The organism is Streptomyces sp. NBC_00273, from assembly GCF_036178145.1.
Taxonomy (GTDB): Bacteria; Actinomycetota; Actinomycetes; order Streptomycetales; family Streptomycetaceae; genus Streptomyces.
The window spans coordinates 2,640,306-2,660,997 of sequence record NZ_CP108067.1; the positions used below are offsets into that span (position 1 = coordinate 2,640,306).

The window sequence follows — 20,692 nt, forward strand, 5'->3', positions numbered from 1 at the left end:
AATGGCTGCGGGGGCGGACATCGCACTTTCGGTCGATGGCCGAAAGTCATTGTGTACCGAGGGCTGCGAAATTGGGCGCCCGAGGGGGGAGAAGAAGAACCATGGCTGTCAATGAATCCGTGGACGACAGTCCACCAAGAGCTCCGGAGGACGAGGGAGCGACCGCGCCGCCGGCTGTGCGCTGGTTCGAGCGCCGCAGGGCCATGGGGGGGCTGGCCGCCGTGCTTGCCCTGGCCGTCGCGGTGCCGGTCGGCGTCCACCTGAACGGACGCGAGAAGCCACGCACCCGGCCCGCAGAAAGTTCTGCTACCGCGCCCGAGGCCCGCCGGCTGGCCGAGAACAGCGGCAAAGAGGTCGAGGTCGAGGCTGAGCGGAGTGCGAACACCACGACATGGGCGCAGCCTGACGGGTCGTTTCGCAAGCAGGTCCACAGTGCGGCCTTCCGTGCCAATGTGAACGGCAAGTGGAAGCCGATCGACACCTCTCTGGAGCGGGTGGAGGGCGGTTACGCGGCCAAGGCGGTCAACGGCCGGGTCTTCTTCAGCGGGGGGTCGAAGGAGCAGGCGGGCGGCGAGGGGCGCGCCGCGCGTGGCGTGAACCGGGTGGCGCTGCGGCAGGACGCGCCCGGCGAAGTGTGGACCGAGCTGGTCCGGTTGAACACCGGCGGTCACGACATGACCGTCAGTTGGCCCGGCGTCCTGCCCGCGCCCGTCATCGACGGCCCGCGCGCCCTGTACGAGAACGTCCGCCCCGGGATCGACCTGGTGATGACCGCGCAGGACGGCGGCTACTCGCACCTGCTCGTCGTCAAGGACAAGCAGGCCGCGGCCGATCCGCTACTGGGACAGCTCAAGTACCGTCTGGCCAGCCCCGACATGACGTTCCACCTGGACGACACGTCCGACGCACTGAGTGCCCGTGACGCCAAGGGCGAGGAGGTCGCGGGCTCGCCGACCCCGATGATGTGGGACTCCAGCGGCAAGGTCGCCACCACCGACGACCGGCCGGCCTGGAAGCCGACCGCCGTCGCCGAGCAGCACCCGACGCTGGCCCTGTCCGGGCTGGCCGGCGCGGAGGGCGCGCGCCTGAAGCCCGTCGCGGCGGCGCTTGCGGACAATGCGCTGTCCCTCACCCCGGACAATGCGCTGCTCAATGCTCCGGAAACGGTATACCCGGTCTTCATCGACCCTTCCTTTAAGGGACACAAGCACGCTTGGACCCTGCTTTACAAGGCGGCAGAGAATTCAAGCTTCTACAACGGCCAGAATTTCAACGCGAGCGGCACGAACGAAGCCCGCGTCGGATTCGAGTCCACGACGGGCGGTACCTCCCGCTCCATTTTCAACTTCGACTTCGGAAGTCAGCTCCAGGGCTCCGAAATCGTCTCGGCCAGCGTCCGGGCGTTGCAGACCTATTCGTGGTCGTGTGACAGCAAGCAGATGCTCATCTTCTCGACCCCGTACATCACATCGTCGAGTACCTGGGGAAGCACCAACAATGCGGACTACTGGGGCAGAGTGGTCGCCTCGGAGTACGCGGGGTACGGCTACAACAGCTCGTGCCCCGACAACTGGATCGCCCCCGACATCAAGAGCCTGGTCGCCGAGGCCGCCAACGGCGGCTGGGGGGCGCTGTCCCTGGGGTTCGCCGCCCCGAACGAGTCGGACCCGTACTTCTGGAAGAAGTTCATCGCCAACGGCGAGGCCGCTCCGTACATCGAGGTCGTCTACAACTCGCGCCCGGACACCCCGACCGCGGCGAACATGCAGACCTTCCCCGGCGGCCCGTGCCTGATCGGTTGGCCCGGGACCGGCATCGGCAAGACCAACGTCACCTTCCAGGTGAAGGGCACCGACCGCGACGGCAACCTCGACAAGGTCGAGATCCAGGTGTGGGGCGACAGTGGGACGGTCTTCGACCAGTGGCTGTGGCCCAACAGCGATGGCGTGGTCACCGCCGAGGTGCCCTGGAACGCCTTCAGCGACGGCCAGACCTACTACTGGCTCTCCCGCGCCATCGACAAGGACGGCGCGGGGTCGGGCAGCGGGCCGCACGAATCCGGTAGCGGGGGCTGGTGCAGGTTCACCGTCAGCCACACCGTCCCGCCCAACCCGGCCGTCTCCTCCGCCGCCTTCCCGCCGCAGGGCGACGACTTCAACGAGTGGAGCACGGAGCCTGCCAGCACGCCGGGCCAGAACTTCACCATCAAGGGCAACGGCGCCAAGGCGGAGGACATCCGCGAGTACCAGTGGAGCTTGAACCGGCCCCTGTTCGACCAGAAGGCCGTACCCAACCCCGGTGGTGATGAGGTCTCGGTCCCGCTCCAGGTGGACACCTCCGGTCCGAACGTCCTCTACGTCCGCACCGTCGGCAAGTCCGGCAACATCTCCAACCAGACCACCTACGGTTTCCTCGTGAGGCCGAGGCCCGGCCAGGACACGCCCGGTGATGTCACCGGAGACGGCCACCCCGACCTCCTGACCATCGACAAGGACGGCAACCTGCGCACCTACGCGGGAGACAGTGTCGGTGACACCGACGCCTACATCCCCGGCGCGGTCGAGAACGGCAAGCCCGTGGCCCCCGGGTACTGGAAGGATCCGGCCACCGGCCAGTCCGCGCTCATCGGTCACGCCACCGACTGGTATCCCGGAGACGGCCTCACGGACCTGATCGCGCGGATGCCCGACGGCAAGCTCTACATCTACCCCGGCACCGGCACCGGCCAGTTCGACGTCGGCCGCCGCATACAGATGCAGCTGCCCCTCAGCGCTCCCGACCCGTCCGTCTTCCGGCAGCTCGTCGTCACCGAGGACATCGACGGCGACGGCCTGGGTGACCTGTTCGCCCTGGACGCCGACGGCTTCTGGGCGTTCTCCGGCTATACCGGATCCAGTTTCGCCTCCTACAAAAAGATGGCCACCGGCTGGGCCGGCCGCGACATCGTCGGCGTTCGGGACGTCTCCGGGGACAAGGTCCCGGACCTGATCTTCCGGGACAACACCAACGCCAACCGCGGGCTGGCCCTGCGCAAGGGCAAGCCGGGAGTCAACGGCGGCGTCGACCTCACCTCCCTGGAGTCCAAGGCGAACGCCGAAGGCGGCGAGGACTACACCTACGCCACCACCGGCTGGGGCAGGGCCGCCTACCCCAAGATCCTCGGCGCCCCCGATGCCAACGGTGACGGCATCCCCGACATCTGGGCCGTCGGAAACAACGGATACCAGTGGCTCTTCCAAGGGGGAGCCACCACCGTCGGAGGTGCCACCGGCCGTGACGAGGACGACTGGAACACCTTCCTGACGATCGGGTAGTCGGGACGAAGCAGCTGTATCCGCGAGCGCCCTGCTGGGAGACCACTCCTGGCAGGGCGCTCCGTCGTTGCCGCTCCCCCTCGCGGAACGCGAGGTCGGATTGCTGCCAGCGGGGTGGGCCCCGGCCGGATTTGATTGAACCCGCAACCAACTGATGCGGGAGGAACGACATGGACAGCAACAACACCGTGGCCCTGGTGACCGGTGGGAGCCGGGGCATCGGGGCGGCCGTCGCCCTGCGGCTCGCCGAGGACGGGGCCGACGTCGCGATCACCTACGTCCACGACGCCGGGGCCGCGGCCGAGGTCGTCGGGAAGGTGGAGGCGCTCGGCCGGCGGGCCCTGGCCGTGCGGGCCGACGCCGCGGATCCCGCGTCCGCCGGTGCGGCGGTGGAGCAGGTCGTGGCGGAGTTCGGGCGGCTCGACGTGCTGGTGAACAACGCCGGCGTGGGCGTGCTCGGGCCGCTGGCGGAGCTGCCCCCGGCCGACGTGGAGCGCGTACTCGCGGTCAACGTGCGCGGGGCGTTCCTCACGACACAGGCGGCGGCCCGGCACCTGGACTCCGGCGGGCGGGTCATCACCATCGGCAGCTGCATGACCCAGCGGGTGCCGGGGCCGGGCGGGACGCTCTACGCGATGAGCAAGTCGGCGCTGACCGGATTCAACAAGGCCCTGGCCCGGGAGTTGGGCGGGCGCGGGATCACCGCGAACATCGTGCACCCGGGACCGGTGGACACGGACATGAACCCGGCGGACGGACCGTACGCGGGGCCGCAGGCGGCCATGACGGCCCTCGGGCGGTTCGGCACGCCGCGGGAGGTGGCGGCCGTGGTGTCCTTCCTCGCGGGCGAGGAGGCGGCGTACGTGACGGGGGCGGAGTTCGCCGTCGACGGAGGGCACGCCGCGTAGCCCTCGCCGGGCGTGCGGGCGGGGCCCGGGTCGGCGCACGCCGGTGGGCGGGTGCGGGCCGAGCGCACGGGGCTCCGCCCCGGGCTCCGCGCCCCAACCGCCGGCGAGGCCGGAACGACGCGCCCGGTCACAAGACCCCGACAGGCCCTGCCGTCCGACGGGGCTGTACCCCAGTGATCAATGTGATGCATACTCTCCGTGTTCGCATCGATACTCATCGTGACCACTCTCGAAGGGACCGCCCATGAGCGAGCAGCAGGCCACCGAGCAGCAGATCCGTGAAGCCCTGGCCACCGCCGCGCCCATCATCCTGGCCCCCGGCCCCAAGGAGCCGCCCACCCAGATCCCGCCCGTCCCGCACGACGTCTGGGACCTCCCGGGCGGCACCGCCTGGGTCTACTACGCCGAGGGCGGTGACCGGCTGACCAGGCCCGTGATCCTCGCCGACGGGTTCAACATGGGGCCGAGCAGCATCGACATGCTGTGGCAGGGCCTGGACTGGGGGCAGTACGGCTTCCTCAGCGAGCTGCGCCGCCGCGGCCGCGACGTCATCGTCGTCGGCTTCCACGAGCGCAGCGCCGCGATCCAGGAGAACGCGGACGCCGTGATCGAAGCGGTCAAGCGAGCCGTCGCCATGCGCGTGGGTAACCACCGGCTCGCCGTCGGCGGCTTCAGCATGGGCGGCCTCGTCACCCGCTACGCCCTCGTCAAGATGGAGTCCGAGCAGGTCGACCACCAGACCGGCCTCTACTGGTCGTACGACACCCCGCACCGTGGCGCCTGGATCCCCCTCGGCCTCCAGGCGTTCGCGCACTACTCGCGGAAGCTCAATGACGGCTTCTCGCGCCAGATCAACAGCTCGGCCGCCCGGCAGCTGCTGGCCTGGCACATCGAGGAGTGGGACGGCAAGCCCCGCGTGGACGAACTCCGTGAGAAGCTCCTCGCCGAGCTGGACCGGATGGGCAACTGGCCCGCGATCCCCCTGAAGATCGGCGTCGCCAACGGCGTCGGAAACGGTCAGGGCAACGGCATCAAGCCCGGCGACCACACGGTCGAGGGCAAGGGCCTGACCATCCTGGGCACCCACCTCTACGCCCAGCGCAGCGGCGACAACCAACTCGTCGCGAAGCTGCGGCTGGTGACCCCGCCGCCGGCCAAGGAAGTGCGGACCGACGACCTGCCCGAGCTCGACGGGGCCCCCGGCGGCACTCTGGAGGGCTTCGGCATCCTGGCCGACAAGCTCAACGAACAGCCCCCGATCCTCGGACTCAAGACCGACGCCCCCATCCGCCACCACTCGTTCGTGCCCTCCGTCAGCGCCGTCGCCATCCGCGACGTCACCACCAACGCCGACCTCTACGTCGACATCGACGGCCTCGCACCGGAGACGAGCGAGCTCGACGACTTCCGGCTCGCCTCGCAGAACCAGCCGCACACCCTGATGACCGAAGAACTCGGCGGCTGGATCGTCGAGCAGATCGAGAACCTGGGCTAGGACCTCTGGTGAGGGAGGGTCTTGGCCGTGAATGATCACACGTCGTGGAACGTGAGGATCTGACGAACGGCCACCGGGCCCGACGTGAGGCGCTGCTACCGCAGGGCATCAAGCCGGGCCCTCCGCAGGTGCCCCACCAGCACGCCGCCGCTGCGGTGAAAGGGGGATCTCCAGAAGGAGCCACCCGGCGGGGTCTTCGTCGAGCCGACCGCGCAAGCGCCCCGGCCCGGTACGGGCCGACGAGGCGTACGGCTCCCACAGGAACGCACCGCGCCCGCGCCCACCTGCGCAGACGCGGTACCGAGGCGCCGATCTCACCGTCCGCTACGGAACGGCAGTGCTGATCGCCGCCATCAACGAGTGGTTGCGACCGGCACTTTCGCTAGCCGCCCAGCTCCTGGTGGCGGGCGGTCAGCGCCGCCGTGCCGGCCTCCGTCAGGGAGCCGAACAGGCGCAGGCGGGAGAAGCCGCCGTCCGGGAAGATGTCGATCCGGACGTGCGTGCCGACCGCCGGGGCGTCCAGGACGAAGCGGTGGTTGGTGTCGGGCTGCAGGCGGGTGCGCGGCAGGAACTCCGTCCACTCGCCCTCCTCGCCCGTCTTGACCGACAGGGAGGCCCAGCCGGCCGAGTTGCCCTTGAGGTACGCGGTGTCGATCTCGACGGCGCGGATCTCGGACTCGGCGACGAGCTGGTAGCGGATCCAGTCGTTGCCGTTGTCACGGCGGCGCGCCGTCTCCCAGCCGTCGTCCATCTTGCGGGAGCGGCCCGGGTTGATGGTGTTGGTCGGCGGGGAGTAGAAGCGGTTGGAGGCGTCCTGGACGGAGCCGCCGTTCTCCAGGGCCGCCACGTCGAAGGAGCCGAGCGCGTCGAGCCACTTCGGGTCGGGCAGTACCTCGCCGTAGACGCGCAGGCGGGCGATGCCGCCGTCGGGGTGCTGGTTGACGCGCAGGTGGGTGAAGCGCTGCTCCACGTCCACCTCGAAGCCGTTGGCCGCGTGGCCGCCGACCGGGGTGCGGGCGACGATGGTCGTCCACTTCACGTCGTCGCCCTGGAGCTCCTCCGGGGTCGGCGCGAGGGCGCCCGCCCAGTTGGTGGCCTCGATGGAGACGGCCTGCGGCATGTTGCCGCGGAAGTGGGCGGTGTCGACGACGATGCCGCGGATGATGCCGGGGGCGCCCAGGCGTACGAGCGCCCAGTCGTGGTCCTCGGGGGTCGGCCAGGGCTGGGTGGCGGAGACGCCACGGCGGCGGCGGGTCTCCCAGCCGTCCATGACCTTGCCCTTGTGGCCGAAGTCCTCGGGGTCGAAGTGCGCGGCCTCGGAGATCAGCAGGTTCTCGCGCTGGGCGAAGAACTCGTCGTTGGCGGCGATGACACCGGCGCCCAGCTCACGGGCGGCGAGGTTCGCGTACTGGGTGAAGGGGAAGTCCGCGGTGCGGTAGTCCGCGTACGGGTCGCCGCCTCCGTACGGGTTCGCGTTGCCGGTGAAGGAGGCCAGTCCAGTCAAACGCTGTGCCACTGTCAGTTCTGCCTTTCGAGGAGGAGGCCCGTGGGCTCGGTCGGGGTGCCGTGGTCGGCGATCTGCGTGCCGCGCAGCCAGGTGGACTTCACGACGCCGTGCAGGGTCTTGCCCGCGTACGCCGTGACCTGGTTGCGGTGGTGGAGCTCGGCCGGGTCCACAGTGAACGTTTCTTCAGGGGCCAGGACGGCGAAGTCGGCGTCGCGGCCGGCCTCGATGGCCCCCTTCTGGGCGAGGCCCGCGAGGTTCGCCGGGGCGGCGGACATCCAGCGGACGACGTCCTCCAGGGTCCGGCCGCGACGGCGCGCCTCGGTCCAGATGGCGGGCAGGCCCAGCTGGAGGGAGGAGATGCCGCCCCACGCGGTGGAGAAGTCGCTGGTCTTCAGGTCCGCGGTGGAGGGCGAGTGGTCGGAGACGATGCAGTCGATCGTGCCGTCGGCGAGCGCGTCCCACAGGAGGTCCTGGTTGGCGGCCTCGCGGATGGGCGGGCAGCACTTGAACTCGCTGGCGCCGTCGGGCACTTCCTCGGCCGTGAGGGTGAGGTAGTGCGGGCAGGACTCGACGGTGATGCGGACGCCCTCGGCCTTGGCGGCGGCGATCAGCGGCAGCGCGTCGGAGGAGGACAGGTGCAGTACGTGGACCCGCGCGTTCAGCCGCTTGGCCTGGGCGATCAGGTTGCCGATCGCGGTGTTCTCCGCGTCGCGCGGCCGCGAGGCGAGGAAGTCGGCGTACTTGGGGCCCGGGACGACGGGAGCGGCGTCGAGGTGGTGCGGGTCCTCGGCGTGCACGATCAGCAGGCCGCCGAAGCCGGTGATCTCGGCGAGGGAGGTGGCCAGCTGCTCCTGGTCGAGCTCGGGGAACTCGTCCACGCCCGAGGGCGACAGGAAGCACTTGAAGCCGTAGACCCCGGCGTCGTGCAGCGGCGCCAAGTCCTTGACGTTGTCCGGCAGGGCGCCGCCCCAGAAGCCGACGTCCACGTGCGCCTTGGCGCGGGCGACCTCCTGCTTGACGCGCAGGTTGTCGGTCGTCGTGGTGGGCGGCAGGGAGTTCAGCGGCATGTCGAGGATCGTGGTGATGCCGCCGGCCGCGGCGGCGCGGGTGGCCGTCCAGAAGCCCTCCCACTCGGTGCGGCCCGGGTCGTTCACGTGGACGTGGGTGTCGACCAGGCCGGGGAGCAGGACGTCGTCACCGAAGTCCTCCAGCCGGGCTCCGGCCGGTACCTCGGCCTCGTACGCCAGCACGGCCGCGATCTTCCCGCCGGCGACGGCCACCGAAGCGGCACGCGTCCCCTCGGGGGTGATGACGCGCGTCGAGCGCAGTACCAGTTCCACAGCCACGTCGGCCACCGAACCTCCCCATCCAACTTCCACAGAGCGAAATTCAACGTTCTGTTGACGGAGTCTTCCCGGCGATCCGTACCCCGTCAAGAGCGTCCGGACGGACCACTGACACACCAGGACCGCAATTGGATGTTTCCACAAGATGGAATTAGGATTTCGCTATACAGAATGTAGCTACCACCACCGGGAACCGGGCGGATAACTTCCCGAGGATGTCCGCCACCAGGACAAACCCGCTCTGACCGGCGGTGACGACCTCGACCCCAACACTGGGGCCGACGCCGACCGCCGGGTAGGCTGCTCCCTTGCCTGCCAGCACCGAAAGGACCGCGCCGTGCCGACGTCCAGCGCCAGCACCACCGACGCTTCCTCGAAGACCCCCGCCGCCAGCGGTGGCGTCCAGTCCCTCGAGCGCGCCTTCGACCTGCTCGAACGCATGGCCGATGCCGGGGGCGAGGTCGGCCTCAGCGAGCTCTCCGCCGCCAGCGGTCTGCCCCTGCCCACGATCCACCGCCTGATGCGCACGCTGGTGGCGTGCGGCTACGTACGCCAGCAGCCCAACCGACGGTACTCCCTCGGACCCCGCCTGATCCGCCTCGGCGAGTCCGCGTCGCGCCTGCTGGGTACCTGGGCCCGCCCCTACCTCGCCCGCCTGGTCGAGGAAACCGGGGAGACGGCGAACATGGCCCTCCTCGACGGCGACGAGATCGTCTACGTCGCCCAGGTGCCCTCCAAGCACTCCATGCGCATGTTCACCGAGGTCGGCCGCCGGGTGCTGCCGCACTCCACCGGCGTGGGCAAGGCGCTCCTCGCCCACACCCCGGCCGACGAGGTACGGGCCCTGCTGGCCCGCACCGGGATGCCGGCGGCGACCGAGAAGACGATCACCACGCCCGAGGGCTTCCTCGACGCGCTGGAGCAGGTCCGCAAGGTGGGCTACGCGGTCGACGACAACGAGCAGGAAATAGGAGTCCGCTGCCTCGCCGTGTCGGTGCCGAACTCGCCGACCGCCGCCGCGATCTCCATCTCCGGTCCGGCGGGCCGGGTCACGGAGGCCGTGGCCGAGTCCTTCGTGCCGATCCTCCAGGGCGTGGCCGCCGAGCTCTCGGTGGCCCTGGCCAACCAGAGCCCCGCGTAGGTCCACGCCGTCCTACGAAGGCCCCGGCCGCCCCCGCTTCGAAGCGGGGGCGGCCGGGGCCTTTGCGTACGCCTTCACGCCTTCACGCCTTCGCGCCTTCGTGTCTTCGTGCATTCGCGCCTTCGTACGCCGCTCAGGGCGCCGGCAGCGGGGCCGGGCTCAGCGTCAGGCTGCCGTCCGTCATCGTCGCCGTACGGTCCATCCGCTCCAGGTGGGCGTGGTCGTGCGTGACCAGCACCGTGGCCGTGGAACGCTCCCGGGTCAGGGTGACCAGCAGGTCGAGCACGGCCGCGCCGCGCTCGTGGTCGAGCGCGCTGGTCGGCTCGTCGACCAGCAGCACCGCGGGCTCGTTCATCAGGGCGCGGGCGATGTTGATCCGCTGCCGCTGGCCGCCGGAGAGCTGGTGGGGGCGCTTGTCGGCCTTGTCGGCCAGGCCCACCGCGTCCAGCAGCTCAAGCGCCCGCCGGCGCAGCGCCCGCGCGGGGCGGCCGGAGACGTGCGCCATGACCTGGAGCTGTTCGGCGGCGGTCAGCGAGGCCAGCAGGTTCGGCTGCTGGAAGACGATGCCGATCTTCTCCCGGCGCAGGGCCGACTTCTCGGCGGGGCCGAGCTCCGTGGTGTCCTGGCCCGCGACGACGACCCTGCCCGAATCCGGTGTGACGAGGGTGGCGGCGACCGCGAGCAGGCTGGACTTGCCGGAGCCGGAGGGTCCGATGACCGCCGTCAGGGTGCCGGCGGGCACCTCCAGGCCGACCGCGTCGAGGGCCGTGAGCCGGCTCTCGCCGTCGGGGTAGGTCAGCGTGACGTCGTGGACGAGGAGGGTCATCGGGCGCTCCCGAGGGCGGTCAGCGGGTCGACGGCGGTGATCCGCCGGATGGACAGCGCGGCGCCCAGTGCGCCGAGCAGGATCATGATCACGGCGGGGACGAGCACGGTGGCGGCGTCCAGGACGAAGGGCACGGGGCCGCCGCTGATCAGCGCGCCGAAGCCGGCGGCGAGCGCGGTGCCCAGCCCGGTACCGATGGCGAGCATCACGACGGCCTGGCCGAGGGCGTCCTTCAGGAGGTACGGGGTGGAGGCACCCAGTGCCTTCAGGACGGCGATGTCCCCGCTGCGCTGGATCGTCCACACCGTGAAGAAGGCGCCTATCACCAGGGCCGAGATGACGAAGAGGAAGCCGCGCATCAGCTGGAGCGAGCCGTTCTCCGCCTGGTACGAGCCGATGGCGCCCAGGGCCTCGTCCACGGTCTGCGCCTTGGTCGCGGCGGCCTGATCCGCCGCGCCGAGGTCCACCCCGCCGCCCCCGGAGACGGCGACGACGGTGGCGAGGGTGTCGATGGAGGTGCCGGGGTTGCCGACGCGCTGCCAGTCATTGAGGTCCATCCAGACGACCGGGGTGTGGCTGTAGGCGGCGGTCCCGGACACGCCCGCCACGGTCAGTTCCAGCGGGCCGATCTTGAGCTTGGCCCCGGCGGTCAGGCCGCCCAGCTCCTTCGCGGCCTTCTCGGTCAGGACCACCTGGCCCTGGGTGAGGCCGGCGTTGCGCGGTGCGAGCCCCCCGGCGGAGTCCACCCCGAAGACCGAGACCGCGGCGGTGCGCTCACCCGAGACGGCGTTGGTGGTGCGGATGCCGAGCGGCTCCGCCGCCTTCACCCCGGGCTGCTGGCGCCAGGCCGACCAGGCGGACTCGGGCACCTGGGAGTTGGTGAAGGACACCTTCTGGTCCCCGGTGGGCGCGGCGAAGGCCAGGTGCGTGGCGGGCAGACCCGTGATGGCCGAGATGTTCTCCCGGGCCAGTCCGGAGGTGAGCCCGGACAGCAGGCCCACCAGCAGCGTGATGAGCAGCACGACCGAGCCCATGAGGGCGAAGCGGCCCTTGGCGAACCGTAGATCTCTCCATGCGACGAACATGTTCCCCACCTTGGTCTTCCGCGTGGACACAAGGCATCGCGCCACAGTAGTGATCCTCGTATCGAAGGGTGCGCCGGGACATCAAACTTTCGGTTGACCGGGTCCGGTCCGCCCCCACTTACGCTGGTCCGGACATGACTGCTCCCGTTTCCTCCGTCCTCCCCGCCACGCGTGCCCTGACGCCCGTGTCCAAGGTGCTGCGGCTGTGCCTGCACGCGCTGCTCTTCGGCCTGCTCGCGCTCGCCGCCGGGCGGGCCGTCACCGATTCCGCGCCCCGGGCCGGGTGGGTGATCGCCGCCTGCGCGCTGCTCGCCGTCGTCTACGCGGGCGGCGTACGGGCCCCCGCGGTGCACAGCTCGCCGCGCGCCGGGGCGCTGTGGCTGGCCGGGCTCGGCGCGGCCTGGGCGGCGCTGCTCGTGGTCTGCCCCGACGGGCTGTGGATCGCCTTCCCGCTGTACTTCCTGGAGCTGCACCTGCTGCGGCTGCGCTGGGGGGTCACGGCCGTCGCGGTGACCGCCTGCGCGGCGATCGCCGGTTTCCTCGCGCACAGCAGCGCGGTGACCCCCGGGGCCTTCCTCGGGCCGTTGCTGGGCGGGGCGGTGGCAGTGGCGACCGTACTGGGCTACCAGGCGCTGTACCGCGAGAGCGAGCGCCGCCGGGAGCTGATCGAGGAACTGATCACCACCCGGGCCGAGCTGGCCGCGGCCGAGCGGGGGGCGGGGATCATGGCCGAGCGGGAGCGCCTCGCCCGGGAGATCCACGACACCCTCGCCCAGGGGCTGTCCTCCATCCAGCTGCTGCTGCGGGCCGCCGAGCGGGCGCTGCCCGAGGGGGCCCCGGCCCGGCCGCACATCGCCCGGGCCCGGGAGGCGGCCCAGGAGAACCTCGCCGAGGCGCGTCGCTTCGTACGGGCCCTCACCCCGCCGGACCTGGAGCACGGGTCGCTCGCCGCCGCACTGGAGCGGCTGTGCGCGGGAGTCCCGGGGCCGCGCGTGCGGTTCTCGCTGAGCGGCAGCCCACGGGTGCTGCCCACCCCGTACGAGGTGGCCCTGTTGCGGATCGCCCAGTCGGCGCTGGCCAATGTGGTGCGGCACGCGCGGGCCGGGCGCGCCGAGATCACCCTGACGTTCATGGACGCCTCGGTCACCCTGGACGTCGTCGACGACGGACACGGCTTCGATCCCTCGTCGGTCGCCTCCGGCTCGGGCGACGGCGGCTTCGGGCTGCCCGCCATGCGCTCGCGCGCCGAGACCCTGGGCGGGCTGTTCACCGTGGAGTCCGACCCCGGGCAGGGCACCGCCGTGGCCGTCACCCTGCCGCTGCCCCTCGAGAACCTCGAACGCGTCGAAGGCACGGCGCGCGCGGAACGTCCGGACGTCGTGGAGGCCCTGTGACCATCCGTCTCCTGCTCGCCGACGACCACCCCGTGGTCCGGGCCGGGCTGCGCGCGGTGCTGGACACCGAACCGGACTTCGCGGTGGTGGCCGAGGCGGCGACGGCGGAGCGGGCGGTGGAACTGGCCGCCCGTGAACCGGTGGACGTGGTGCTGATGGACCTCCAGTTCGGTCCCGGTCCCGGGATGCACGGCTCCGAGGCGACGGCCCTGATCACCGCCCGCCCCGGCGCGCCCCGGGTGCTGGTGCTGACCACGTACGACACCGACGCGGACATCCTGGCGGCGGTGGAGGCGGGCGCCTCGGGCTACCTGCTCAAGGACGCCCCGCCGGAGGAGCTCGCGGCGGCCGTCCGGACGGCCGCGGCGGGCCAGTCGGCGCTGGCCCCGGCGGTGGCACTGCGCCTGATGGACCGGATGCGGACCCCGGCGGAGGCGCTGACGAAGCGGGAGCTGGAGGTGCTGCAACTGGTCGCGGACGGCCTGTCGAACCAGCAGATCTCCAAGAAGCTCTTCCTCAGCCAGGCCACGGTCAAGTCCCACCTGGTGCACGTCTACGCCAAGCTCGGCGTCGACTCCCGCACCTCGGCGGTCGCAGCAGCCGCCACCCGCCGCCTGATCCGCACCCCGTAGGGGGCTGGCCCCAGGGCGGACGGGCGGGGCTGCAGGCGGGTGCGGCGCGCGCTCCGACGGGAGCATCGGGGGTGCCGAATCGAATCCCCGGAGCGAGAGCGAGCCCACGATGCCTGCCGCCTTCATCCCCGCGCGCCGTACGGCGCGGCGCCACGACCCCGGCCCGCCGCCCGCCGCCGTCCGGGCCGCCTTCGCGCTCTGGGTCACCGCCGTGGCCGCGGGCGCCTTCGAGACCGCGCTGATGGTGGGCCGGGCTCCGGCCGACGGGCTCGGCGCGGGTCTGGCGGTGCGGCTGGCCGTGTTCACCGCCGCCGTACTGGTCGCCTTGCGCATGCGCCGCGGCGCCGGCTGGGCCCGGATCACCCTGGCGATCGGCCTCGGGGTCCTCGGCACCGCCTCGCTGGTGGTCGAACCGCTGGGGTACCTCGTGGACGGCGGGTCGCTCGCCGACGCGCTGGCTCGTGCGGACGCGTTGGAGTGGGTCTTCGGCGTCAGCAGGACGATCCATCTGGCGGCCGTGCTGACGGCGGTGGTGCTGATGTTCCGCCCGGCGGCGAACCGGTACTTCCGCCCGTCCGCGTAGGGCCGGGTCCGGGTGGGGCCGGTTCCGGGTGGGGCCGGTTCCGGGTGGGGCCGGTTCCGGGTGGGGCCGGTTCCGGGTGGGGCCCGGCCCCCACGGGACTCCCCTACGCCACCCAGTGCGGCCGCTCCACCGCCGGAGGGAGCGGCACCCCGTCGTGGAAGGCGCTCGCGAGGCGGCGGACGCCCTCGTCCAGGCGGTCCGCCGGGAGCGTGTACGGGATCCGGAGCCGGTGCTCGAAGGTGCCCGGGTCCACCCCGAAGCGCGCGCCGCGGCCGATGTGGACTCCGGCCGCGGCGGCCCGCTCGGCCAGGGCGGAGCTGACCGGCTCGCCCAGGTCGACCCAGAGGGAGAGTCCGCCCGGCGGGACCTGCCAGGACCATTCCGGGGTGTACCGCTGGAGCGAAGCCACCAGGGCCTCGCGCTGGCTCCTCAGGTGCGCGAGGCGTGCGGGCAGTTCCCGTTCCATGCCGTCCAGCAGCGGGAGCGCGACCAGCTGGTCGAGCACCGAGCCGGTCATGTCGGCGGAGACCCGCACGGCCGTCAGCTCCGTGATCATCTTCGCGGTGGCCCGGATCCACCCCACCCGCAGCCCGCCCCAGTGCGTCTTGCTCAGCGAGCCGATGGTGATCACGTGGTCCGCGCCCCCGCGCGGGGCGAGGGAGGCCAGCGGCGCGGGCGCGGGCACGTCGAGCGCGATGTCGGCGATCGTCTCGTCGACGACCAGCCAGGTGCCGGTGGCACGGGTCGCCGCGAGCAGGCGCAGGCGCTGCTCCGGCGGCATCAGCGCGCCCGTCGGGTTGTGGAAGTCGGGGATCACGTACGCCAGCCTGGGCACGGTCTGGCGCAGCGTGGACTCGGCGATCTCCATGTCCCAGCCCGCGTCGGAGACGGCGATGGATCCGGTGCGCAGTCGCGCGTGGCGCAGGGCGTCGAGGGCGTTGGCGTAGGTCGGGTTCTCCGTCACGACGCGGTCCCCGGCCCGGCAGAGCAGGCTGACGACCAGCGAGAAGGCCTGCTGGGCCCCGGCCGTCACCAGGATCTGCTCGGGGCGCGTGGGGAGCCCGCGCCGGGTGAACCGGTCGGCGACGGCGCTGCGGAGGTCGGGCAGGCCGAAGGGGTGGTAGCCGGGGCTGCGGGCGAACCGGGGCAGCAGGAGCGCCGCCCGGGCGAAGGCGTCGGTGAGGCCGCCCTCCGGTGCACCCATGGCGGCGATGGCGAGGTCGACGCCGGGGTCGCCGTCGGCGCTGTAGCCGCCGGCGCCGAGGAGGGCGTGGGCTCCGACCGGGCGGTGGCCGTCGGGCAGCTCGGTCCAGGTGCCGGAGCCGCGCCGGCTGCGGACGTAGCCGCTCTCGCGGAGCAGGTCGTAGGCGCCGGTGACGGTGGCCCGGCTGGCGCCGACCGCCTCGGCGAGTTCGCGTTCGGCGGGCAGCCGGACGTGCAGGGCGATGCGCCCGTCGAGGATCAGCGTGCGGACGGCGTCGGCGAGCGCCCGGTAGCCGGGGCGGGCCAGGACGTCGGCGGGCAGCAGGGCCGCGAGCTGACGGCTGCCGATGGTTCTGTCCGCTGTCTGGACCACTCGCCCGATTGCCATGCCAACCTCCCCCGATTGGCTCTGACGGCCAGGCCAATCGAGGACCAGACTCGCTGCATTGGCCCTCGATTGGCAAGGAGATCCCGAGATGCTGACCGACCGTGACGAGCGGTTCCTGCTGGCCGCCGCCGAGAACCGGATCGCCCGTCCGCTGCGCATCGGGGCCGCGCTGGCCTCCGTACGGCGCGCCCTGGCACGGCGGTCGCCGGATGGCGGGCAGCAGCGAGAATCGGTGGCATGCCAGCCAACGACCGCACACCGTCCGATCCACCCCTGATCGCGACTCCTCCCCCGATCGCGGGCCTGCTCCTGGCCGCCGGCGGCGGCCGCCGGCTCGGCGGCCGGCCCAAGGCCCTGCTCCCCTACCGCGGGCGCCCGCTGGTCGAGAACGCCGTACGGGTCCTGCGCGAGGCGGGTTGCGGCCCGGTGCACGTGGTGCTCGGCGCCTCGGCGGCCGAGGTGCGAGAGCGCGCGGACCTGGCCGGCTGCGTGGTCGTGGACAACCCGGACTGGGCGCAGGGGATGGGCTCCTCGCTGCGGGTCGGCCTCGGCTCCCTCGCCGGTACGGGCGCCCGCGCGGCCCTGGTCTCGCTGGTGGACCAGCCGGGCATCGGCCCGGCGGCGGTGGCCCGGGTCCTGGCGGCGTACCGCTCCCCCACGAGCCTGGTGGCGGCCGCGTACGACGGGGAGCGCGGCCATCCCGTCCTGTTCGGCGCGGCCCGCTGGGCCGACATCGCCGCGACGGCGACCGGCGACAAGGGCGCGCGGGTGCATCTTGCGCGACATGCGGAGGAGCTCATTCTGGTGGAGTGTGCGGACGTCGCGGAGGCCTTCGACATCGACACGCCGCCCGACCTGGCACGACTCCTCTGAGCACGGCGTGACCGCCTTGGCACTGAGGGCCACCGGGAAGCGGAATCTGTCGACTCGGAGAATCTCGACATCAACAAACCATTGAACTTCCACCATGAGGAAATTACTATCCACTGGTCAGAAGCGCCCTGAACCCCCAGACGGCGCCCGCGACCGTATTGCGGAACTCTCCACACCCGACGGCACTGCGTGCCGTCTCGCGCGAGCATTCCCCCGCGGCCGCCAGGCACCGCCGCTGAAGGAGTGACAGATATGTCCGCACCAGCGCCGTCCACGCTGGCCATCGTCGACGCCGAGCCCCTGCCCCGGCAGGACGAAGTCCTCACCGAAGCGGCCCTCGCCTTCGTGGCCGAGCTCCACCGGCGGTTCGCCCCCCGCCGCGCCGAGCTCCTCGCCCGCCGCGCCGAGCGCCGTGCCGAGATCGCCCGGACCTCCACCCTCGACTTCCTCCCGGACACCGCACAGGTCCGCGAGGGCGACTGGAAGGTGGCGCCGGCTCCGGCCGCGCTGAACGACCGTCGTGTGGAGATCACCGGTCCGACGGACCGCAAGATGACCATCAACGCCCTGAACTCGGGCGCCAAGGTCTGGCTCGCCGACTTCGAGGACGCCTCCGCTCCCACCTGGGAGAACGTCGTCCTCGGCCAGCTCAACCTCATCGACGCCTACGAGCGTCGCATCGACTTCACCGACCCGCGCACCGGCAAGGCGTACGCGCTGAAGCCCGCCGACCAGCTCGCCACCGTCGTCATGCGGCCGCGCGGCTGGCACCTGGAGGAGCGTCACCTGCGCTTCGAGGGCGGCCCGACCTCCGGCTCGCTCGTGGACTTCGGCCTGTACTTCTTCCACAACGCCAAGCGCCTGATCGCGCTCGGCAAGGGCCCGTACTTCTACCTGCCGAAGACGGAGTCGCACCTGGAGGCCCGCCTCTGGAACGAGATCTTCGTCTTCGCCCAGGACTACGTCGGCATCCCGCAGGGCACCGTCCGCGCGACCGTCCTCATCGAGACGATCACCGCCGCGTACGAGATGGAGGAGATCCTCTACGAGCTGCGCGACCACGCGGCCGGCCTGAACGCGGGCCGCTGGGACTACCTCTTCTCCATCGTGAAGAACTTCCGTGACGGCGGCGAGAAGTTCGTCCTGCCGGACCGCAACGCGGTCACGATGACCGCCCCGTTCATGCGGGCGTACACCGAACTGCTGGTCCGCACCTGCCACAAGCGCGGCGCGCACGCCATCGGCGGCATGGCGGCCTTCATCCCCTCCCGCAAGGACGCCGAGGTCAACAAGGTCGCCTTCGAGAAGGTGAAGGCCGACAAGGACCGCGAGGCGGGCGACGGCTTCGACGGCTCCTGGGTCGCCCACCCCGACCTGGTCCCGATCGCGATGGCCTCCTTCGACGCGGTGCTCGGCGAGAAGCCGAACCAGAAGGACCGGCTGCGCGAGGACGTCTCGGTGGCACCGGGCGAGCTCATCGCGATCGACTCCCTGGACGCGCGGCCGACGTACGAGGGCCTGCGCAACGCGGTCCAGGTCGGCATCCGCTACATCGAGGCGTGGCTGCGCGGCCTCGGCGCCGTCGGCATCTTCGGTCTGATGGAGGACGCGGCCACCGCCGAGATCTCGCGCTCGCAGATCTGGCAGTGGATCAACGCGGGCGTCGTGTTCGAGAACGGCGAGACGGCCACGGCCGAACTGACCCGCAAGATCGCGGCCGAGGAACTGGCCGCAATCCGCGCCGAGGTCGGCGAGGAAGCCTTCACGTCCGGCAAGTGGAAGCAGGCCCACGACCTCCTCCTCCAGGTCTCCCTGGATGCGGACTACGCGGACTTCCTGACCCTCCCCGCCTACGACCAGCTGGTCGGCTGATACCCGGATTCGACCGAAACGCACAGCGGTCGAAGCCTGTCGGCTCCGCCCCCGCCGCCTCACGGCGCGGGGGCGGAGCCGTTTGCGTTCCACAACAGGAGGAACCGGCTCCCGAACGACCGGTCGGTCGTTACCCGTTCGTAACGTGACTGTACCTAGCGGTAACAAGTGGGCCCGTGTCACCTTTCCGATGCCACCGGCCGGCGGTACCCCCACTTCCCAGCCACGCGACACAGTCGTCGCCGACTTCGGCGTGGCCGAACGCAGGAGTTCCGCCGTGATCGGATTCCGCAACGTCAGCAAGGACCGTGACCGCAGTCGGGTGCGACGGCTGGCCGGGGCCGCAATGGCCGTGCCGCTCGCCGCCAGCGCACTGCTGGCCGGCGGAGCGGGAACCTCCGCCGCCAGCCCGGTATCCGGACCCACCGCCGTGGTGTCCATGGGCGACAGCTACATCTCCGGCGAGGCCGGGCGCTGGAAGGGCAACAGCCTGACCAACAGCGGCAGCCGGAACGGGACCGACCGGGGCTGGGTCAGCGGCAGCACCTACGACCCCGCCAAGGTCTACGGGACCACCGTCGGCGGATGCCACCGCTCCGACTCCGCCGAGGTGCGCAGCGCCGGGGCGATCGCCGACGTCGCCGTCAACCTCGCCTGTTCCGGGGCGGTTTCGGACAACGTGTTCCGCGCCTCCAACGGCGGCGTCGCCTACAAGGGCGAGGCCCCGCAGGCGGATCAGCTCGCCGCGGTGGCCACGAGCCACAACGTCAAGGTCATCGCCCTGTCCATCGGCGGCAACGACCTCGGCTTCGCCGACATCATCACCGACTGCGCGCTCGACTTCGTCCTCTGGAACTCGTACTGCTACGACGACCAGCAGTCCGGCGTCGACCAGAAGATCGACGCGGTCATGGGCAAGGTCGGCAAGTCCGTGGACGAGATCCGGGCCGTGATGCGCGCGGCCGGGTACGCCGACTCCTCGTACCGGATCGTGCTGCAGTCCTACCCGTCGCCGATCCCGCGCGGCGCGGAGAACCGGTACACGCAGAGCGACTGGAGCCGGCTCAACACCGGCGGCTGCCCCTTCTGGAACCGGGACTCGGACTGGGCGCGGGACTCGCTCGTGCCGCAGATAGCGAACCGGATCAAGGGCGTCGCGGCGGCCAAGGGCGTGCAGTTCCTGGACCTGCGGGACATGATGCAGGGCCGCGAGGTGTGCGCGAAGGCGAGCAAGCAGGTGACCTCCACCGTGCCGGCCTCGGCGAAGACGAGCGAGTGGGCGCGCTGGATCGACCAGAACGAGACGCAGGGGCTGATCCAGGAGTCCATGCACCCGAACTACTTCGGCCAGCTGGCCGCCGGGCGCTGCCTGGCCCTGGTCGTCGCCCAGCCCGCGAGCTCCGGCTTCAGCTGCAAGAACACCGCGGGCGGGGACCAGACGGGCATGTTCTTGACCCCGGCTTCCTGAGGGGCCCGGCCGTCGGGGCTGCACCGGGCGACGCGACCCGGTGCAGCCCCGCGGGGCCCGTTCGGGTCAGTGGGACTGCGCGAAGGGCCCGTCGGCCCGAGTCTGGGAGTGACGGACAGGGCGACGGACCGCGGGCCCGACGCGGCGCGCCGGATCCGGAAGGAGCGTGATCGGCGTGGCCCGCAACCGCCGCCTGATCCTGAGCACGCCGTCCGAGGTCTGGCGCCTGCTGTCCGACGGCCACCGCTACGGCGAATGGGTCACGGGAACCCAGCAGGTCCTCGCCGCGGATCCGCACTGGCCGGACGTGGGGGCCCGGCTGAAGGTCCGGGTCGGCTCCGGCCCCCTGACCCTCGACGACACGTGCGTCGTGCGCCGGTGCGAGCCGGAACGCCGCCTGGACCTGGAAGCGAGGGCGGAACCCTTCGGGGCGGCGCGCATCGCCATGCGCCTGGAACCCTGGGGCGAGAACACCCTCTTCACCCTCGACTGGCATCCGCTGCGGGGACCCGGCACCCGGATGCACGGACTGCCCGTGGACTACATCGTCGCCATCCGCAACGGCATGATGCTGACGAAGCTCGCCAGGATCGCGGTCCGCGAGCACGCCGACGCCGAGGGGCCGCGGGCGCCTCGGGAAACGGCGCGTCGCTGATG

Annotated in this window: 17 protein-coding genes; 12 read left to right on the forward strand and 5 right to left on the reverse strand. The window is 71.6% G+C overall.

Annotated features, from left to right (window positions below; genetic code table 11):
* Positions 1–101: 101 nt before the first annotated feature.
* The 3 genes from OG386_RS11065 (at position 102) to OG386_RS11075 (ending at position 5,717) form a co-directional block, all read left to right on the forward strand.
* On the forward strand, positions 102–3,314 hold the full coding sequence (locus OG386_RS11065) for a DNRLRE domain-containing protein (protein ID WP_328787995.1): 3,213 nt from the start codon (positions 102–104) through the stop codon (positions 3,312–3,314).
* 170 nt (positions 3,315–3,484) lie between these two features.
* The gene (locus OG386_RS11070; RefSeq protein ID WP_328787996.1) at positions 3,485–4,222 is read left to right on the forward strand and encodes an SDR family oxidoreductase; all 738 of its coding nucleotides are present in this window, start codon (positions 3,485–3,487) and stop codon (positions 4,220–4,222) included.
* Positions 4,223–4,466: 244 nt separating this feature from the next.
* Entirely contained in the window at positions 4,467–5,717 is a 1,251-nt protein-coding gene (locus OG386_RS11075) for an esterase/lipase family protein (protein WP_328787997.1), read from the forward strand.
* Positions 5,718–6,099: 382 nt separating this feature from the next.
* Here OG386_RS11075 and alc read toward each other — a convergent pair whose 3' ends face one another.
* Both alc and allB read right to left on the reverse strand, forming a co-directional pair.
* A complete protein-coding gene (alc, locus tag OG386_RS11080; protein WP_328787998.1) occupies positions 6,100–7,233 on the reverse strand; it encodes an allantoicase in 1,134 nt (377 codons plus the stop codon).
* 2 nt (positions 7,234–7,235) lie between these two features.
* Positions 7,236–8,570: an allantoinase AllB gene (gene allB, locus OG386_RS11085; RefSeq protein ID WP_405790845.1), complete on the reverse strand. Its 1,335-nt coding sequence runs from the start codon at positions 8,568–8,570 to the stop codon at positions 7,236–7,238.
* A 337-nt stretch (positions 8,571–8,907) separates the two neighbouring features.
* On the opposite strand from allB, the gene OG386_RS11090 reads away from it, so the two are divergent.
* Positions 8,908–9,711: an IclR family transcriptional regulator gene (locus tag OG386_RS11090; protein WP_202198919.1), complete on the forward strand. Its 804-nt coding sequence runs from the start codon at positions 8,908–8,910 to the stop codon at positions 9,709–9,711.
* Between the two features lie 133 nt (positions 9,712–9,844).
* Here OG386_RS11090 and OG386_RS11095 read toward each other — a convergent pair whose 3' ends face one another.
* A complete protein-coding gene (locus OG386_RS11095; RefSeq protein WP_328788000.1) occupies positions 9,845–10,537 on the reverse strand; it encodes an ABC transporter ATP-binding protein in 693 nt (230 codons plus the stop codon).
* A complete protein-coding gene (locus OG386_RS11100) occupies positions 10,534–11,622 on the reverse strand; it encodes an ABC transporter permease (protein WP_328788001.1) in 1,089 nt (362 codons plus the stop codon). Before OG386_RS11100 ends, OG386_RS11095 begins: the two co-directional genes overlap by 4 nt.
* 134 nt (positions 11,623–11,756) lie before the next feature.
* On the opposite strand from OG386_RS11100, the gene OG386_RS11105 reads away from it, so the two are divergent.
* The 3 genes from OG386_RS11105 (at position 11,757) to OG386_RS11115 (ending at position 14,231) form a co-directional block, all read left to right on the forward strand.
* Positions 11,757–13,016, forward strand: coding sequence for a sensor histidine kinase (locus OG386_RS11105; protein WP_328788002.1), 1,260 nt, complete (start codon positions 11,757–11,759; stop codon positions 13,014–13,016).
* Positions 13,013–13,648: a response regulator transcription factor gene (locus OG386_RS11110; RefSeq protein WP_327382438.1), complete on the forward strand. Its 636-nt coding sequence runs from the start codon at positions 13,013–13,015 to the stop codon at positions 13,646–13,648. Before OG386_RS11105 ends, OG386_RS11110 begins: the two co-directional genes overlap by 4 nt.
* Before the next feature lie 109 nt (positions 13,649–13,757).
* Positions 13,758–14,231 (forward strand): hypothetical protein, encoded by a 474-nt coding sequence (locus OG386_RS11115; RefSeq protein WP_328788003.1) that lies wholly within the window; start codon positions 13,758–13,760, stop codon positions 14,229–14,231.
* Between the two features lie 103 nt (positions 14,232–14,334).
* On the opposite strand, the gene yczR is transcribed toward OG386_RS11115, so the two are convergent.
* Positions 14,335–15,822, reverse strand: coding sequence for a MocR-like transcription factor YczR (yczR, locus tag OG386_RS11120; RefSeq protein WP_328788004.1), 1,488 nt, complete (start codon positions 15,820–15,822; stop codon positions 14,335–14,337).
* An 88-nt stretch (positions 15,823–15,910) separates the two neighbouring features.
* On the opposite strand from yczR, the gene OG386_RS11125 reads away from it, so the two are divergent.
* The 5 genes from OG386_RS11125 (at position 15,911) to OG386_RS11145 (ending at position 20,690) form a co-directional block, all read left to right on the forward strand.
* On the forward strand, positions 15,911–16,099 hold the full coding sequence (locus tag OG386_RS11125) for a hypothetical protein (protein ID WP_328788005.1): 189 nt from the start codon (positions 15,911–15,913) through the stop codon (positions 16,097–16,099).
* Positions 16,060–16,695 carry a nucleotidyltransferase family protein gene (locus OG386_RS11130; protein WP_328788006.1) on the forward strand — a complete coding sequence of 212 codons (636 nt, stop codon included), beginning with the start codon at positions 16,060–16,062 and terminating at the stop codon, positions 16,693–16,695. Before OG386_RS11125 ends, OG386_RS11130 begins: the two co-directional genes overlap by 40 nt.
* A 252-nt stretch (positions 16,696–16,947) precedes the next feature.
* The gene (gene aceB, locus OG386_RS11135; protein WP_328788007.1) at positions 16,948–18,567 is read left to right on the forward strand and encodes a malate synthase A; all 1,620 of its coding nucleotides are present in this window, start codon (positions 16,948–16,950) and stop codon (positions 18,565–18,567) included.
* A 190-nt stretch (positions 18,568–18,757) separates the two neighbouring features.
* Positions 18,758–20,035: a GDSL-type esterase/lipase family protein gene (locus tag OG386_RS11140; protein WP_328788008.1), complete on the forward strand. Its 1,278-nt coding sequence runs from the start codon at positions 18,758–18,760 to the stop codon at positions 20,033–20,035.
* Positions 20,036–20,210: 175 nt separating this feature from the next.
* Positions 20,211–20,690 carry an SRPBCC family protein gene (locus OG386_RS11145; RefSeq protein WP_328788009.1) on the forward strand — a complete coding sequence of 160 codons (480 nt, stop codon included), beginning with the start codon at positions 20,211–20,213 and terminating at the stop codon, positions 20,688–20,690.
* Positions 20,691–20,692 lie beyond the last annotated feature (2 nt).

What these genes read in the sequence shown, in the direction of transcription:
- OG386_RS11065 (WP_328787995.1), top strand. Translation starts at nt 102, where the DNA reads ATGGCTGTCAATGAATCCGTGGACGACAGTCCACCAAGAGCTCCGGAG.
- OG386_RS11070 (WP_328787996.1), top strand. Translation starts at nt 3,485, where the DNA reads ATGGACAGCAACAACACCGTGGCCCTGGTGACCGGTGGGAGCCGGGGC.
- OG386_RS11075 (WP_328787997.1), top strand. Translation starts at nt 4,467, where the DNA reads ATGAGCGAGCAGCAGGCCACCGAGCAGCAGATCCGTGAAGCCCTGGCC.
- OG386_RS11095 (WP_328788000.1), bottom strand. Translation starts at nt 10,537, where the DNA reads ATGACCCTCCTCGTCCACGACGTCACGCTGACCTACCCCGACGGCGAG.
- OG386_RS11100 (WP_328788001.1), bottom strand. Translation starts at nt 11,622, where the DNA reads ATGTTCGTCGCATGGAGAGATCTACGGTTCGCCAAGGGCCGCTTCGCC.
- OG386_RS11105 (WP_328788002.1), top strand. Translation starts at nt 11,757, where the DNA reads ATGACTGCTCCCGTTTCCTCCGTCCTCCCCGCCACGCGTGCCCTGACG.
- OG386_RS11115 (WP_328788003.1), top strand. Translation starts at nt 13,758, where the DNA reads ATGCCTGCCGCCTTCATCCCCGCGCGCCGTACGGCGCGGCGCCACGAC.
- yczR (WP_328788004.1), bottom strand. Translation starts at nt 15,822, where the DNA reads ATGGCAATCGGGCGAGTGGTCCAGACAGCGGACAGAACCATCGGCAGC.
- OG386_RS11125 (WP_328788005.1), top strand. Translation starts at nt 15,911, where the DNA reads ATGCTGACCGACCGTGACGAGCGGTTCCTGCTGGCCGCCGCCGAGAAC.
- OG386_RS11130 (WP_328788006.1), top strand. Translation starts at nt 16,060, where the DNA reads ATGCCAGCCAACGACCGCACACCGTCCGATCCACCCCTGATCGCGACT.
- aceB (WP_328788007.1), top strand. Translation starts at nt 16,948, where the DNA reads ATGTCCGCACCAGCGCCGTCCACGCTGGCCATCGTCGACGCCGAGCCC.
- OG386_RS11140 (WP_328788008.1), top strand. Translation starts at nt 18,758, where the DNA reads ATGCCACCGGCCGGCGGTACCCCCACTTCCCAGCCACGCGACACAGTC.